This is a genomic window from Ruminococcus sp. AM42-11, from assembly GCF_003480145.1.
Lineage (GTDB): Bacteria > Bacillota > Clostridia > Lachnospirales > Lachnospiraceae > Blautia_A > Blautia_A faecis.
On record NZ_QUIO01000022.1, the window covers coordinates 48,712 to 64,592 of the forward strand.

At 43.3% G+C, this 15,881-nt stretch carries 11 protein-coding genes and 2 pseudogenes; 10 read left to right on the forward strand and 3 right to left on the reverse strand.

Annotated features, from left to right (window positions below; all coding sequences use genetic code 11):
- Positions 1 to 2,061 carry a DNA topoisomerase gene (locus DW904_RS13625; protein WP_118581429.1) on the forward strand — a complete coding sequence of 687 codons (2,061 nt, stop codon included), beginning with the start codon at positions 1 to 3 and terminating at the stop codon, positions 2,059 to 2,061.
- Positions 2,062 to 2,559: 498 nt separating this feature from the next.
- Here DW904_RS13625 and DW904_RS25700 read toward each other — a convergent pair.
- Positions 2,560 to 2,886, reverse strand: a pseudogene (locus tag DW904_RS25700) (DUF6783 domain-containing protein); the annotation flags it as partial.
- Here DW904_RS25700 and DW904_RS25705 point away from each other — a divergent pair.
- Positions 2,824 to 2,985 carry a DUF6783 domain-containing protein gene (locus tag DW904_RS25705; RefSeq protein WP_319017275.1) on the forward strand — a complete coding sequence of 54 codons (162 nt, stop codon included), beginning with the start codon at positions 2,824 to 2,826 and terminating at the stop codon, positions 2,983 to 2,985. The pseudogene DW904_RS25700 and the gene DW904_RS25705 overlap by 63 nt on opposite strands.
- A gap of 58 nt (positions 2,986 to 3,043) precedes the next feature.
- On the opposite strand, the gene DW904_RS13635 is transcribed toward DW904_RS25705, so the two are convergent.
- The gene (locus DW904_RS13635) at positions 3,044 to 3,787 is read right to left on the reverse strand and encodes a TraX family protein (protein ID WP_118581431.1); all 744 of its coding nucleotides are present in this window, start codon (positions 3,785 to 3,787) and stop codon (positions 3,044 to 3,046) included.
- A gap of 271 nt (positions 3,788 to 4,058) precedes the next feature.
- On the opposite strand from DW904_RS13635, the gene DW904_RS13640 reads away from it, so the two are divergent.
- The 4 genes from DW904_RS13640 (at position 4,059) to DW904_RS13655 (ending at position 7,787) form a co-directional block, all read left to right on the forward strand.
- Complete coding sequence (locus DW904_RS13640) at positions 4,059 to 4,751, forward strand: iron-sulfur cluster assembly scaffold protein (protein WP_118581434.1); 693 nt, start codon at positions 4,059 to 4,061, stop codon at positions 4,749 to 4,751.
- A 27-nt stretch (positions 4,752 to 4,778) separates the two neighbouring features.
- Positions 4,779 to 5,789, forward strand: coding sequence for a GGGtGRT protein (locus tag DW904_RS13645; RefSeq protein ID WP_118581437.1), 1,011 nt, complete (start codon positions 4,779 to 4,781; stop codon positions 5,787 to 5,789).
- A gap of 460 nt (positions 5,790 to 6,249) precedes the next feature.
- On the forward strand, positions 6,250 to 6,732 hold the full coding sequence (gene ybaK / locus DW904_RS13650) for a Cys-tRNA(Pro) deacylase (protein WP_118581456.1): 483 nt from the start codon (positions 6,250 to 6,252) through the stop codon (positions 6,730 to 6,732).
- 224 nt (positions 6,733 to 6,956) lie between these two features.
- Positions 6,957 to 7,787 (forward strand): hypothetical protein, encoded by an 831-nt coding sequence (locus tag DW904_RS13655; RefSeq protein ID WP_118581459.1) that lies wholly within the window; start codon positions 6,957 to 6,959, stop codon positions 7,785 to 7,787.
- 154 nt (positions 7,788 to 7,941) lie between these two features.
- On the opposite strand, the gene DW904_RS13660 is transcribed toward DW904_RS13655, so the two are convergent.
- Entirely contained in the window at positions 7,942 to 9,582 is a 1,641-nt protein-coding gene (locus DW904_RS13660; protein WP_118581462.1) for an ATP-binding cassette domain-containing protein, read from the reverse strand.
- Between the two features lie 347 nt (positions 9,583 to 9,929).
- Here DW904_RS13660 and DW904_RS13665 point away from each other — a divergent pair.
- From DW904_RS13665 to DW904_RS13680, 4 genes and pseudogenes are all read left to right on the forward strand, one after another.
- Positions 9,930 to 10,399: pseudogene (locus tag DW904_RS13665) on the forward strand (shikimate kinase).
- 154 nt (positions 10,400 to 10,553) lie between these two features.
- Positions 10,554 to 10,967: an Rrf2 family transcriptional regulator gene (locus DW904_RS13670; RefSeq protein WP_118581465.1), complete on the forward strand. Its 414-nt coding sequence runs from the start codon at positions 10,554 to 10,556 to the stop codon at positions 10,965 to 10,967.
- 202 nt (positions 10,968 to 11,169) lie between these two features.
- Complete coding sequence (gene nifJ, locus DW904_RS13675) at positions 11,170 to 14,712, forward strand: pyruvate:ferredoxin (flavodoxin) oxidoreductase (RefSeq protein ID WP_118581468.1); 3,543 nt, start codon at positions 11,170 to 11,172, stop codon at positions 14,710 to 14,712.
- A gap of 324 nt (positions 14,713 to 15,036) precedes the next feature.
- Positions 15,037 to 15,852 carry a hypothetical protein gene (locus tag DW904_RS13680; protein ID WP_118581471.1) on the forward strand — a complete coding sequence of 272 codons (816 nt, stop codon included), beginning with the start codon at positions 15,037 to 15,039 and terminating at the stop codon, positions 15,850 to 15,852.
- The last annotated feature ends 29 nt before the right edge of the window (positions 15,853 to 15,881 follow it).

The following is a 15,881-nucleotide window of genomic DNA, read 5'->3' on the forward strand; positions in this document are numbered from 1 at the left end:
ATGTCAAAAGCTTTATACATAGCAGAGAAGCCCAGCGTGGCTCAGGAATTTGCGAAAGCTTTAAAATCTGGCGGACAAAGACGGGATGGCTATATCGAGTCTGATACCTGCGTGGTGACCTGGTGTGTGGGACATCTGGTCACCATGAGCTATCCTGAGAAATATGATATGAAATACAAAAGGTGGAGTTTAGATACCCTGCCTTTTTTGCCGCATGATTTTAAATACGAAGTGATACCTGGCGTGGAAAAACAGTTCCAGATCGTGAAAGGGCTTTTAAACAGACCTGATATTGATACCATTTATGTGTGTACCGACTCTGGGCGTGAAGGTGAATATATTTACCGCCTGGTAGCACAGATGGCGGGAGTGAAGGACAAGACGCAGAAGCGTGTGTGGATCGACTCCCAGACTGAAGAAGAGATTCTTCGGGGAATCCGTGAGGCAAAGGACATCTCAGAATATGATAACCTTGCCGCAGCCGCCTATCTTCGGGCAAAAGAAGATTATCTGATGGGAATTAATTTCTCACGTGTACTGACTTTGCGTTATGGAAACAGCGTAACCAATTATCTTGGAGGCAAATACCAGGCAATTTCCGTTGGACGGGTTATGACCTGTGTCCTTGGGATGGTAGTTCGCCGCGAGCGGGAAATCCGCGCATTTGTGAAAACACCTTTTTACAGAGTTGTGAGCAGCATTGCTCTTGAAGGAGAAAGCTTTGAAGGAGAGTGGAGAGCTGTAGAAGGCAGCCGCTATTTCCAGTCCCCTGTTTTATATAAAGAAAATGGTTTTAAGAAAAAAGAAGATGCCCAGAAGCTGATCTGTGAATTAAGTACACAGCAGCCTCTTATATGTACGGTGGAGAAGATTGAGCGAAAGAAGGAAAATAAGAATCCGCCTCTTCTGTTTAATCTGGCAGAGCTTCAGAATGTCTGTTCCAAACTGTTCAAGATCAGTCCGGATGAGACTCTTTCCATTGTGCAGGATCTTTATGAAAAGAAACTGGTCACATATCCCAGAACAGATGCCAGAGTTTTATCGACAGCTGTGGCAAAGGAGATTTATAAGAATATTTCCGGGCTTCGGAATTATCCTCAGGCCGGGGAAGCTGCGCAAGGTGCGTTAGAGCTTGGCGCATACAAAAATATCGCGAAGACACGTTACACCAATGACAAACAGATTACAGACCATTATGCTATTATTCCTACTGGCCAGGGACTTGGCGCACTAAAGGGACTTTCTCTGACAGCACAGCGGGTGTATGAGACGATTGTGAGACGATTTTTAAGCATTTTTTATCCACCGGCTGTTTATCAGAAGGTAAGCCTTGTGACGAAAATGGAGAATGAATCTTTCTTTTCTTCTTTTAAAGTTTTGCTTAGTGAAGGGTATCTGAAGATTGCTGCAAATTCTTTTGCAAAAAAGAGTATGGCAGAAGCTTCCGGAAAAACTCCCGAAAGTGAAGGAGAAGGTGAGGTTTCCTGCGACGAAGCTTTGTTAGCTGCATTGCAGAAACTGAAAAAGGGTGATATACTAAACATAAATGGTCTTGGTATCAAGGAAGGAGAGACATCTCCACCGAAACGATACAATTCCGGTTCTATGATCCTGGCAATGGAGAATGCAGGCCAGCTGATCGAGGATGAGGATCTTCGTTCACAGATCAAGGGAAGCGGAATTGGTACCAGCGCCACCAGAGCAGAGATTTTGAAGAAACTGTTTAATATCAGATATCTGTCTCTGAATAAGAAAACCCAGGTGATCACGCCTACCCTTCAGGGAGAAATGATTTATGATGTGGTAAACTGTTCTATCCGTCAGCTTCTGAACCCGGAACTGACTGCCAGCTGGGAGAAGGGACTCACCTATGTAGCAGAGGGATCTATTACAGAGCAGGAATATATGGATAAGCTGGAACGCTTTGTAAGGATTCGTACCAAACAGGTGGAGGACAGTCATTTTCAGTATGCGCTGAGGCAGTTTTTTGATGCAGCTGCGCAGTATTATAAGAAGCCGGAGCGGGAAACTGCTATGAAAAAAAGGCAGAACACGCTCTGATACAGATTGGGGAATAAAGGAAATTATTCATTAAATTAGATTTATATGAGGAGGATGTATTATGTTAAAAGATTTTACCATCGCAAACATGCTGGATATGACCCAGACCATCGCAGGAGAGCTTTTCCAGGGGAAAACCTATCCGTGGGAAGTTCTTCCGGAGATTGGTGATTTCATTGTGAAATTGGGAAAACATTGGATCCAAATGAATATGACTATCTGGAGGGGGATATCTGGATTGCGAAATCTGCCAAGGTTGCACCTACCGCCTACATTAACGGACCGGCCATCATTGGCAAGAATACAGAAGTGCGTCACTGTGCATTTATCCGCGGCAAAGCTCTTGTAGGAGAGGGCTGTGTAGTGGGAAACTCCACAGAGCTTAAGAATGTAGTTCTTTTTAACAATGTGCAGGTTCCCCATTACAATTATGTAGGAGACGCTGTACTGGGTTACAAATCCCATATGGGTGCAGGTTCCATTTGCTCCAATGTAAAGTCAGACAAGAAACTGGTTGTTGTAAAAGACGGCGAGGAGAAGATTGAGACAGGACTTAAGAAGTTTGGTGCCATGCTGGCAGATCATGTAGAAGTTGGCTGTGGCTCTGTGCTGAATCCTGGAACTGTGATCGGAAGAAACACTAACATTTATCCGCTTTCTCCAGTACGTGGATGCATTCCGGCAAACAGCATTTATAAGAATAAAGACGAGATTGTAACAAAGAATTAAACTAGAGCGTGTTTGAAAAAGGCTTTCTGCAAGATGTGCGTCACAATTTGTGGGAGATTTCGCCCGGATGAGGGCGCTGTAGCGGGCTACGGCAACCGAATTCGGGTGAAATCTCCCGCAAAGTGGGGCGCGCAGATTGCGGGAATGATTTTTCAAACAGGCTCTAGTATAATAAAATGGCTTGGCAGAAAATGAATTCTGTCAAGCCGTTTTTCTGGACATGTCCATAAATGATTTTTATATCATAGCTGTTCTAAATTCCAAACCACATCTTGCGGATTACGGTCAGTATAGCAATATGTACCGGATAAAAAGCATAGAAGAGGTATTTTACCCATTTCCCCTGAATAAATCCCCGTTTTTCATTGTACATATTCAAAGGAATAAAAGCAAAGCAAGCCTTCCATTCATAGATCAGCCAGCAGCTTCCAATAACTGCCTGTGCAGGTTTGTGCTGATGCAGCCAGTACATGATCAGGAGAAATACAAAGCCTTTATATCCGTAATCTGCTTTGAGAAAATAGGAGACTGCAAGAAGCAACAACATGCAGACAAGCTGCATGGAAGCATTTTTTTCAAAGTGTTCGACCAGGCAGAATGCAAGATATCCCAGAAATAAGGTGAAAAAAACGTTCTGCTTATCTGGATACAGCAGAGTGCCATTTTGTGCAAAATTCCATGGAATTTCTGAAATACAGGCGAAAATCAGAAGATTTCTTCCATATTTAAAGCGGTTATGGGTGTGAAGAAATCCTTCCACAAGCAGGAAACAGAAAATAGGGAAAGCTGCACGCCCCACGTCACGCATTACCCGGTATAGGGAATAAGTGGTGCTGCCTATTTGAAACCAGGGCGCAATGGCTGGCGGGTAGTGACGCAGAAGGAAAGAAGCGGTATGGTCGATCAGCATAATCGCCATAGCCAGCATCTTCAGGGCACTTCCGCTTAGGATTCTCAGTTTTTCGGGCATAAAAGAAGTTGAAGTTTGCAATGACATATCTATGTAAGTCCTCCTGTTCTGAATATAGAGTATTGCTGGATACTTTTGGCTATGAAAGTTCCGGGCGGCAGCTGTGATCGGAATGTTCTTATGTAGTTTATCATGAAAATAAAATTTCTACAAGACAAGTCCAATAAATGGTACCGACAACTTTTTCGTAAATTTTGCAAAATATGACTAGACGAATGAAGGATTTTGTGAGAAAATAACACTAGGTTGTTAGGTCTTTAACAACGATTAAGTAATCAACACTGAAAGGAGTCTTAAAATGATTTACACTACTGAAGTTGAAAACATGTGCCCAGTAGCTAAGGGTGCAAAACATGAGCCAGCTCCGATCCCGGAAGAAGGCCAGTGGGTCCATGCAAAGAAAATTGAAGATATCTCTGGTTTTACACATGGTGTAGGCTGGTGTGCTCCTCAGCAGGGTGCCTGTAAACTGTCCTTAAATGTTAAGAATGGTGTAATCGAGGAAGCCCTTATTGAGACAATCGGATGCTCCGGTATGACACATTCTGCAGCTATGGCAGCAGAGGTTCTTCAGGGTAAGACAATTCTTGAAGCATTAAATACAGACCTTGTCTGTGATGCAATCAATACAGCAATGAGAGAACTGTTCCTTCAGATCGTTTACGGACGTACTCAGAGTGCTTTCTCTGATGACGGTCTTGCTGTTGGTGCAGGTCTTGAGGACCTTGGTAAAGGCCTTCGTTCCCAGGTTGGTACAATGTACGCTACCAAGGAAAAAGGAGTTCGTTACCTGGAAATGGCAGAGGGCTATGTAACAGGTATTGCTCTTGACGAAGACAACGAAGTAATCGGATATCAGTTCGTTTCTCTTGGAAAAATGACTGACTTTATCAAAAAAGGTGATGATCCTAACACTGCATGGGAGAAGGCAAAAGGTCAGTATGGCCGTGTAGCTGATGCTGTTAAGATTATTGACCCAAGAAAAGAGTAAGCCACAAGCGAAAGGAGACGAACAGAAATGGCATTATTTGAAGGATATGAGAGAAGAATTGCTCAGATCAATTCTGTATTAAATAGCTATGGAATCAGCTCTATCGAAGAAGCTGAGAAAATCACAAAAGACGCTGGTCTTGATGTATATGACCAGGTTAAGAAAATTCAGCCGATCTGCTTTGAGAATGCTGCATGGGCTTACACAGTAGGTGCTGCAATCGCGATCAAGAAAGGCTGCAAGAGAGCTGCTGACGCTGCTGCAGCTATCGGAGAAGGACTTCAGGCTTTCTGTATTCCTGGATCTGTTGCTGACCACAGAAAAGTAGGTCTTGGACATGGAAATCTTGGTAAAATGCTCCTTGAGGAAGAGACAGAGTGCTTCTGCTTCTTAGCAGGACATGAGTCTTTCGCAGCTGCTGAGGGTGCGATCGGTATCGCTGAGAAAGCAAACAAAGTACGTCAGAAACCATTACGTGTTATCCTGAACGGACTTGGAAAAGATGCTGCCCAGATCATTTCCCGTATCAACGGATTCACATTTGTTGAGACAAAATACGATTACAAAGAAGCTAAATTAAACGTAATCTATGAGAAGCCATATTCAAACGGACTTCGTGCTACTGTAAAATGCTACGGTGCAGATGATGTTCAGGAAGGTGTTGCTATCATGCATCACGAGAACGTTGGTGTTTCCATCACTGGTAACTCCACTAACCCGACTCGTTTCCAGCATCCGGTTGCAGGTACATACAAGAAAGAATGTATCGAGCAGGGTAAAAAATATTTCTCCGTTGCTTCCGGCGGTGGTACAGGACGTACTCTTCACCCAGACAACATGGCAGCAGGTCCTGCTTCCTACGGTATGACAGATACTATGGGACGTATGCACTCTGACGCACAGTTTGCTGGATCCTCTTCCGTACCGGCTCACGTTGAGATGATGGGTCTTATCGGAATGGGTAACAACCCGATGGTTGGTGCTACTGTTGCTGTAGCTGTTTCTGTTGAGGAAGCTGCTAAGGCTGGTAAGTTCTAATAATTGAATAAACTATAATTGCTATGCAGCAATGAAATTGGGCATTCTGTACAAAATACAGGGTGCTCATTTTTTATCCGCAAAGTCAACACGCAGACCCTGCCCACGTCCTGTTCACATAAGTAATTCCGTATGGGCAAAATGTGGGTGAAATTCTGAATGCATAATATATAATGTGGGTGCTAAAATTTGACTTCTACTCACAGAAATTTTCACAAACCCATCAAATCTCCCTCACAATTTCATCACAGATTTCAGGTATATTAATAATCAAACAAAGGCGATAACCTTTTTAATCGTATAGATCATATTTTCTTTTTCATACTTGCCAGGACTTTTTGATAAGTCCTGGCCCTCCTTTTTTTCTGGAACAAAATCAGCCCGACAGATTTCATTGACGAAAACATAATTCTATGGTAAAACTTTACTATGCCAATACATTACAGGAGGTCGACCCGAAATGGCAAAAGAAGCAAAGACAAATGCAATGCGAATGCTGGACAGACAGAAGGTAAAGTATGAAACACTTGCCTATGAATGTGATGAATTTATTGATGGAATCCATTGTGCGGATATTACAGGAGCGCCTTATGAGCAGTCCTTTAAAACGCTTGTGATGGAAGGGAAAAGCGGTGGATATTATGTATTTGTAGTTCCAATCGAGAAAGAAGTGGACCGGAAAGCGGCTGCCAAGGCTGTAGGAGAGAAGGCTGTGGATATGATCCATGTGAAAGATATTACGAAGATCACAGGCTATGTTCGCGGTGGCTGCAGCCCTATTGGAATGAAGAAACCTTTTCCCACGGTTTTTGATGCTTCGGCAGGAAATTTTCAGGAAATTTATGTAAGCGGGGGGAGAATCGGCCTGACCTTGAAAGTGCCGGTAGCGGATCTTCTGAAAGTGACAGGCGGCAAACTGGCTGCAATCACAGCAGAAGAGTAAGAAACATATATTTTACAGAAAACAAAGCGAAATATGCTAAAATGTTTATAAAGAAAACACTGCATGCTGCTATATGCCAAATGCCTTTTTCAAACACACTCTGGCACAGTCAGCAGTGCGAATCAGAAACAAATGATAAAGTGTTCCTGATAAGGGTTCGGTAAGCAAAAGCCACCAGCAAATGTATTATATTAAGCTCGCAAGACGAGCGGCAAGGAGGATTTATGAGAGAAGGAAAGAAGTTTAAGAAACTATTGATCGGGGTCGCAGCGGCTGCTATGACCATGCTTTGTACCTTGCCGGTATCAGCGGCAACCAAATCGTTTAAACCAATCACAGTAAAAGCAGGCAGATGTATTCATTTATTGAATACCAATATTCAGTCAAATGCGATTACGAATTACAGTTACCGCATTCAGCCGCAGAGTTCCGGCACCAGATATGATATTGTATATGCATATGGCGGAGAAGCAGAAGCTTTGAAGGGCGCCAGAACAGATTCTGGCCAGATTATTAACAACACATACATTAAGAGCAGCACCTCTTCCAATCAAGGAATGATCGCCTGCCTTAAGGTTACATCAGGTTCTGTGAAGCTTAGCGTGAAAATTACCTCACCGAATGCTAAGAGCAAGCTTACAGCAGCATACCAGAGCTCCAGCCATAGTCCACTGAAGAACACAAGGACCATCAAGAAAGGTCAGTGGATCAAGATGACAAGAACCGGAAGCAATCTTTCTACTTTACCATTAATTGTTGCGGCTAAAAAGGGTGCTAACATTAATCGTAGATTAAACACAACCTCTTATGAAAATTACAGCTTCAAGTCCAAGTATGTGGCATTCAGACGCTACACCAATAAGAAGGGCGGCAAACTCTATAAGAGAAAATATCTGACTACCAATGGAAGCACCAAGTATCATTTTATGCTGATTCCACAGAGCTCTGCCGGAAGATCTTATACAGGTGTTCTGACCACGAAGAAAGGCAATGTAACTTATTACTATCCGTCTGATTATATCAAGGTAAGCGGATATGCAGGAAACAGTAAATAAACCCTGAACCCATTTTCAAACATGCTCTAGAAAAGTAAATAGCAATATCTGCGAAAAGCTCCTCCTGTCAGTTGATTTGGCAGGAGGAGCTTTTTAAGAATGTGTTTGGAAAATCTGTGTCGTACATCTTGCGGAAAGACTTTTCAAACGCGTTTTAATTATCCTGAGCGTCTTCTTCAGTAATCTCAAAGACATGGCGCTTTTTGGCCATCTCATCACTTGCAAGATATTCGTCATAAGTAGTGATCTTGTCAATCATAGTACCATTTGGAAGAATTTCCATAATACGGTTTGCAGTTGTCTGAACAAACTGATGATCATGAGAGGTGAAAAGAATTACCCCCGGGAATTTGATCAGACCATTGTTCAATGCAGTGATGGACTCCATGTCCAGATGGTTGGTAGGCTCATCCAGAATTAGGATGTTGGCACCGGAAATCATCATTTTGGAAAGAAGGCAGCGAACCTTCTCGCCACCGGAAAGTACGCGGACACGTTTCACACCATCCTCACCAGGGAAGAGCATACGTCCAAGGAAACCACGCACATAAGTGGCGTCCTTGATCTCAGAATACTGTGTCAGCCAGTCTGTGATCGTAAGGTCGTTATCGAATTCCTGAGTATTGTCTTTGGGAAAATAAGCCTGGGTGGTAGTGATTCCCCATTTGTAATTACCTTCATCCGGTTCCATTTCTCCAGTGATGATCTTGAAGAAAGTAGTGATCGCCTGCTCATTGGCACCAACGAAAGCAACCTTGTCCTCACGTCCAAGAGTGAAGGAAATGTTATCCAGAACCTTCACGCCATCAATGGTTTTGGAAAGATTTTCGACCATGAGAACTTCATTTCCAATTTCACGGTTCGGGCGGAAATCAATGTATGGATATTTACGGCTGGAAGGACGCATGTCATCCAGCTGGATTTTCTCAAGGGCTCTCTTACGGGAGGTTGCCTGCTTGGACTTGGAAGCGTTAGCACTGAATCGGGAAATAAATTCCTGGAGCTCTTTGATCTTCTCTTCTTTTTTCTTATTTGCTTCTTTCATCTGCTTGATCAGAAGCTGGCTGGATTCATACCAGAAATCATAGTTACCAGCGTACAGCTGAATTTTGCCATAATCAATATCAGCAGTCTGTGTACAAACCTTGTTCAGGAAGTAACGGTCATGGGATACTACGATAACAGTATTATCAAAATTGATCAGGAATTCTTCAAGCCACTCAATCGCGGGAAGATCCAGATGGTTGGTAGGCTCATCCAGCAGCAGAATGTCAGGATTTCCGAAAAGTGCCTGTGCAAGAAGAACCTTGACCTTCATGCTACCGGTCAGGTCAGCCATCTGTGCATAGTGGAATTCAGTGTCAATTCCAAGACCGTTCAGAAGAGTAGCAGCATCGGATTCTGCTTCCCATCCGTTCATCTCTGCGAATTCACCTTCAAGCTCGCTGGCACGGATTCCGTCTTCGTCGGTAAAATCCTCCTTGGCGTAAATGGCTTCCTTCTCTTTCATGATCTCATAGAGACGAAGGTTACCCATAATTACAGTGTCGAGAACTGTATAGGCATCATATTTGAAGTGATCCTGCTGTAAAAAAGAGAGACGCTGTCCTGGTGTGATCACAATGTCGCCCTTGGTAGGCTCCAGCTGACCGGAAAGAATCTTCAGAAATGTAGATTTTCCTGCACCGTTGGCGCCAATAAGTCCGTAGCAGTTTCCTTCTGTAAATTTGATATTAACATCTTCGAAAAGAGCTTTCTTTCCAACTCGCAAAGTAATATTGTTTGCTGAAATCATATTTTCCTCCTATATTAAAACGTTATCCTTATAAATACACATATAATGATAAGTATAGCCGATTTTCATTTTATCGTAAACTGGCAAATTTGCAACAATTATTTCTTGTTTAAAGGCTGTTTTACAGCAGAAACATGGAGAAAACTCACAAAATCCAAAAACCTTAGACTTTACAAAAAAAAAAGCCGCTGTTATAATGGCTGAATATAATGCCAGAATGAATAAAAGCACCGGAAGTTTTTTCTAAAAGGTGGTGTACGGTGCTGCTTCCCTGGCATTCAACTGGAGGAAAAATTATGCCGAAGAAACAGATATATCTTACCGGTTTTATGGGAACCGGTAAAAGTATGATCCTGAATTGCCTGCATGAGGTATGCGGTTTTGACAAAATTGAGATGGATGAGCAGATTGTTCAGGAACAGGGAATGAGCATTCCAGAAATTTTTGAAAAAAAGGGGAAGAATATTTTCGGAATCTGGAGACCGAACTTGTAAAAAAAATTTCTGCCATGGATAATATCGTAGTATCGTGTGGCGGAGGAACTGTAATGCGTCAGTGCAATGTAGATGAGATGAAGAAGAATGGAACGATTGTTCTTTTGACAGCAGAACCAGAGACTGTTTACGAAAGAGTGAAAGGCAGCCACAACAGACCTCTTCTGGAAAAAAATATGAATCCGGAATACATAAAAGAATTGATGGAGGCAAGGCGTCCCAAGTATGAAGCTGCTGCAGACTTTGTTATAAAAACAGACAATCGGACAGCGGAAGAAATCTGCCTGGAAATAAATAAACGTCTAAAAACAGTCGATAACTAAAAATAGTGTGAAATTAATGTTAAAAAAATTAAAAAACTATTGAAATAGAAGTTGAAAATTGCTATAATTTGAACATACTGGGAGGGGAATAGAAGAAAAAGGACATAATATAAGAATCAGTATGATTTGTGTCCAGTAAGGAGAAGGTACAGACATGTTTATTACAAGAGAGTGCGATTACGCAGCAAGAGTTCTTCGGGCACTGTCAGGGGAAACTCGCCTTAGCGTTAATGAAATCTGCGAGAAGGAATCCATTACCGCTCCCTTTGCCTATAAGATACTAAAGAAACTTCAGAAAGCCGGTATTGTGAAAGGATATCGCGGAGTCCATGGTGGATATGCCATGAATAAATCACTTGGTGAACTGACTCTGTTTGACGTATATAAGGCTATTGACCCGGATTTGTTCATTATAGAATGTATGGCTTCAGGTTATGAGTGTCCAACAGATGGAAAAGGAGATCATCTTCCTTGCTACATGCACAGAGAACTCTGTGAGATTCAGCAGGGGGTGTGGGAAATGCTTAAGAGAAAATCCCTTCAGGAAGTTCTCATGCCGGAAATGTAATATGCTAAAAAGCTGGTCAGACTCCATAAAGGAGTATCTGGCTGGCTTTTTTTCTGCTTTCTGGTAATCTTTGTATGTGATAATGTACAAAAATCAAAATAGACATCATTGGAAGATTATGCTATAATGTCATATGGACTTTTAGACACATTGTGTCTAGAAATATTATTTTCATCATACCTTTAAGGAGGAAAAACAAACTATGGCAAGAAAGATGAAAACCATGGATGGTAACCATGCAGCCGCTCATGCATCATACGCTTTTTCTGATGTAGCTGCAATTTACCCGATCACCCCTTCATCTGTTATGGCTGAGGCTACAGACGAGTGGGCAACCCAGGGAAGAAAGAACATCTTTGGACAGGAAGTACAGGTAACAGAGATGCAGTCTGAGGCTGGTGCTGCTGGTGCAGTACACGGATCTCTTGCAGCTGGTGCCCTTACTACTACCTATACAGCATCCCAGGGTCTGTTACTGATGATCCCGAACCTTTACAAGATCGCTGGTGAGCAGCTTCCGGGTGTATTCAACGTATCCGCTCGTGCACTTGCTTCCCACGCACTTTCCATTTTCGGAGATCATTCCGATGTTATGGCCTGTCGTCAGACTGGTTGCGCAATGCTGTGTGAGTCTTCCGTACAGGAAGTTATGGACCTTACTCCGGTAGCACATCTTGCAGCAATCAAGGGAAAAGTTCCATTCATCAATTTCTTCGACGGATTCCGTACATCTCACGAGATCCAGAAGATTGAGACATGGGACTATGAAGACCTGAAAGATATGGCAGATATGGACGCTATTCAGGCATTCCGTGATCACGCACTGAATCCGAACCATCCATGTCAGAGAGGTTCCGCTCAGAACCCGGATATCTTCTTCCAGGCAAGAGAGGCATGTAACCCATACTACGATGCTCTTCCGGCAGTCGTACAGGAGTACATGGACAAAGTTAACGCTAAGATCGGTACCGATTACAAGCTGTTCAACTACTATGGAGCAGCAGATGCAGAGCACGTTATCGTAGCTATGGGTTCTGTAAATGATACGATTGAGGAGACAATCGACTACTTAATGGCAGCTGGCAGAAAAGTTGGTGTTGTTAAAGTTCGTCTTTACAGACCATTCTGTGCACAGGCTCTTATCGATGCTATTCCTGAGACAGTTAAACAGATCACAGTTCTGGACAGAACAAAAGAGCCAGGAGCTCAGGGCGAGCCTCTGTATCTTGATGTTGTTGCTGCACTTAAGAACAGCAAATTTGACGGCGTTAAGATCTTCTCCGGACGTTACGGACTTGGTTCCAAGGACACAACACCGGCTCAGATCGTAGCTGTTTATGACAATACTGAGAAAGAGAAATTTACTCTTGGTATCGTTGATGATGTTACAAACCTTTCCCTTGAGACAGGCGCTCCGCTTGTAACCACTCCAGAGGGAACAACAAACTGTAAGTTCTGGGGACTTGGTGCTGATGGTACTGTAGGTGCTAACAAGAACTCCATCAAGATCATCGGTGACAATACAGATATGTACGCTCAGGCATACTTTGATTATGACTCCAAGAAGTCAGGTGGTGTTACAATGTCCCACCTTCGTTTTGGTAAGAAACCGATCAAATCTACCTACCTGATCCACAAAGCAAACTTTGTAGCATGCCACAATCCGTCCTATGTGAACAAATATAACATGGTACAGGAGCTGGTTGACGGCGGTACATTCCTTCTGAACTGTGCATGGGATATGGAAGGTCTTGAGAAACATCTTCCAGGACAGGTTAAGGCATTTATCGCTAACCACGGTATCAAATTCTACACCATCGACGGTGTTAAGATCGGTATTGAGACCGGCATGGGACCAACACGTATCAACACAATCCTTCAGTCCGCATTCTTCAAACTTACCGGAATCATTCCGGAGGAGCAGGCTATCGAGCTTATGAAGGCTGCTGCGAAAGCAACATACGGACGTAAAGGTGATGATGTTGTTCAGAAGAACTGGGCAGCTATCGATGCTGGTGCTAAGCAGGTTGTTGAGATTCAGGTTCCAGAGAGCTGGAAAGATGCTGCAGACGAGGGTCTTCATATGACTCACGCTACAGAAGGACGTCAGGAAGTTGTTGATTTCGTTAACAACATCCAGGCTAAGGTTAATGCTCAGGAAGGTAATACACTGCCTGTATCTGCATTTAAAGATTATGTTGACGGTACTACACCATCCGGTGCTGCTGCATACGAGAAACGTGGTATCGCTGTAAATATCCCTGTATGGAATCCGGAGAACTGTATCCAGTGTAACAGATGTGCTTATGTCTGCCCACACGCAGTTATTCGTCCGGTAGCTCTTACAGCTGAAGAGGCTGCAAATGCTCCAGAGGGAATCAAGACATTACCAATGACTGGTATGAAAGATGAATATCAGTTTACAATGACTGTATCCGCTCTTGACTGTACAGGATGTGGTTCCTGTGCGAACGTCTGCCCAGGCAAGAAAGGTGCTAAGGCACTTGCTATGGAAAACCTTGAAGCAAACATGGGCGAGCAGAAATACTTCGATTACGGTGTAACTCTTCCGGTTAAAGAAGACGTTATCGCTAAATTCAAAGAGACAACTGTTAAGGGAAGCCAGTTCAAACAGCCGCTTCTTGAGTTCTCAGGAGCTTGCGCAGGATGTGGTGAGACACCTTACGCAAAACTGATCACTCAGCTGTTTGGTGACAGAATGTACATTGCAAACGCTACAGGATGCTCCTCTATCTGGGGTAACTCCTCACCTTCTACACCATATACCGTAAATGCTAAGGGACAGGGTCCTGCATGGGGCAACTCCTTATTCGAGGATAACGCTGAGTTCGGTTATGGTATGCTTCTTGCTCAGAAAGCTATCCGTGATGGCCTGAAAGCAAAAATTGAAGATGTTGTAGCTAACGGCGATAATGCAGATGTTAAAGCTGCTGGTCAGGAATGGCTGGATACTTTCGCATGCGGTGCTACCAACGGTGCAGCAACAGAGAAACTGGTTGCAGCTCTTGAGGCTTGCGGATGCGACAAAGCAAAAGACATTCTTACACAGAAAGACTTCCTTGCTAAGAAATCCCAGTGGATCTTCGGTGGTGACGGATGGGCTTACGATATCGGATTCGGTGGTGTTGACCATGTTCTCGCAAGCGGACGTGACATCAACGTTATGGTATTCGATACAGAGGTTTACTCCAACACAGGCGGACAGTCTTCCAAGTCTACACCTACAGGTGCGATCGCACAGTTCGCAGCTGGCGGTAAAGAGACCAAGAAGAAAGATATGGCTTCTATCGCAATGAGCTATGGTTATGTATATGTTGCTCAGATCTCTATGGGAGCTGACTTCAACCAGGCTATCAAAGCAATTGCAGAGGCAGAGGCTTATCCGGGACCATCCCTTATCATTGCATACGCTCCATGTATCAACCATGGTATTAAGAAAGGTATGTCAAAAGCTCAGACAGAGGAAGAGCTTGCTGTTAAGTGTGGATACTGGCATAACTTCCGCTTCAATCCAGCTGCTGAGGGAAGCAAGTTCAGCCTTGATTCCAAAGCACCGGATATGACAGATTATCAGGAATTCCTGAATGGTGAGGTTCGTTACAACTCCTTACAGCGTCAGAATCCTGAGAAAGCTGCCAGACTGTTCGCTAAGAACCAGTCCGAGGCTAAGGCAAGATACGAGTATCTGCAGAAGCTGATCACTCTGTACGGAACAGAGGAATAAGAATTACCCGCGGCAAGTCCGCATTATAAATATATAATATAAACATGTAATGTTTATTATGTCGTAGCGTAAAGTGAGCCTGCGATACTGCCTGAAAAGGGTGGTATCACAGGCTTTTCTTGTGTGGATTAAATTCTGGGTGGCTACAGTGACTGACGTAGGCGCAGCAGATGAAAAATCAGACAAGTCAATATGGCGGTTGCTTAATATTCGATGTACCCGATCAGTTCAGTTACTGTCAGAAGTGCTAGTGCAAATAGGAAAGCATTCACGTATAATGAAAATAACAAAAAACACGATAATAACAAGAAGGGAGATGTTTTTATGAACAAAAAAATGAGACTGTGGGTGGCTGGAACAGTTGGAGTCTTAATGACAGGCCTGATGAGCGTGAATGCTTATGCACTTGAAGAAAAGGATGTTATTGGAACCTGGTATGTAAATGAGCTTTCCATGGGTGGAGACATTTTGTTTCATCCAGGAGTAATGGGAATGGAAGTGACCGTGGATATTAAAGAAGGCGGTCAGATGGAAACCATAACGTCCTACAGTGGGGAAGAACCAGAGGCAGATCAATCAGAGTGGAAAATAGAAAATGATAAATTGTTGATGACTTATAGCGATCAAACGGTAGAATGTGAGTATGCTGATGGCAAAATAACGATAACTGCAGATGGAACGACAATGATCCTAAGCCAGGAAAAGGAAGAGTATGAGCCATATGTACCAGGCAAACCGGTGGAAAACCCGACCATGGAGGATTTCAAAGGAGAATGGATCTGCACTTTGATGGATGCATTTGGAATGCAGATGCCTGTCAATTCTGAACTGACCGGATTTGAGATGATGTTGTCTATTCAGGAAGATAAGTCTGAGCTTATCGTAATTGAAAGCGGAGAAGAGGGCAGAGCTGAACTCCAGGGAGAAATGGATGGAAATATTCTGGTATTGAAAACTGCAGCGGGAGATGAGGCTGGAACTATGCTTTTCAGTTGTGATACTATGAGGCTCAGTTTATTAGATGATGGAAAACTGTGTTTTGAACCGGAGTCTGATGGCAGTGAAGAAGAAACTTCTGAAACAGATGGGGAGGACTTCTCCGTAAAGACATATTTTGACAAAATAGATGTTGTAGAATAGTGTAAAATACTGCCGCACCAGAATTGCAT

What these genes read in the sequence shown, in the direction of transcription:
- DW904_RS13680 (WP_118581471.1), top strand. Translation starts at nt 15,037, where the DNA reads ATGAACAAAAAAATGAGACTGTGGGTGGCTGGAACAGTTGGAGTCTTA.
- ybaK (WP_118581456.1), top strand. Translation starts at nt 6,250, where the DNA reads ATGGCAAAAGAAGCAAAGACAAATGCAATGCGAATGCTGGACAGACAG.
- DW904_RS25705 (WP_319017275.1), top strand. Translation starts at nt 2,824, where the DNA reads ATGTGCGTCACAATTTGTGGGAGATTTCGCCCGGATGAGGGCGCTGTA.
- DW904_RS13640 (WP_118581434.1), top strand. Translation starts at nt 4,059, where the DNA reads ATGATTTACACTACTGAAGTTGAAAACATGTGCCCAGTAGCTAAGGGT.
- DW904_RS13635 (WP_118581431.1), bottom strand. Translation starts at nt 3,787, where the DNA reads ATGTCATTGCAAACTTCAACTTCTTTTATGCCCGAAAAACTGAGAATC.
- DW904_RS13655 (WP_118581459.1), top strand. Translation starts at nt 6,957, where the DNA reads ATGAGAGAAGGAAAGAAGTTTAAGAAACTATTGATCGGGGTCGCAGCG.
- DW904_RS13670 (WP_118581465.1), top strand. Translation starts at nt 10,554, where the DNA reads ATGTTTATTACAAGAGAGTGCGATTACGCAGCAAGAGTTCTTCGGGCA.
- DW904_RS13645 (WP_118581437.1), top strand. Translation starts at nt 4,779, where the DNA reads ATGGCATTATTTGAAGGATATGAGAGAAGAATTGCTCAGATCAATTCT.
- nifJ (WP_118581468.1), top strand. Translation starts at nt 11,170, where the DNA reads ATGGCAAGAAAGATGAAAACCATGGATGGTAACCATGCAGCCGCTCAT.
- DW904_RS13625 (WP_118581429.1), top strand. Translation starts at nt 1, where the DNA reads ATGTCAAAAGCTTTATACATAGCAGAGAAGCCCAGCGTGGCTCAGGAA.
- DW904_RS13660 (WP_118581462.1), bottom strand. Translation starts at nt 9,582, where the DNA reads ATGATTTCAGCAAACAATATTACTTTGCGAGTTGGAAAGAAAGCTCTT.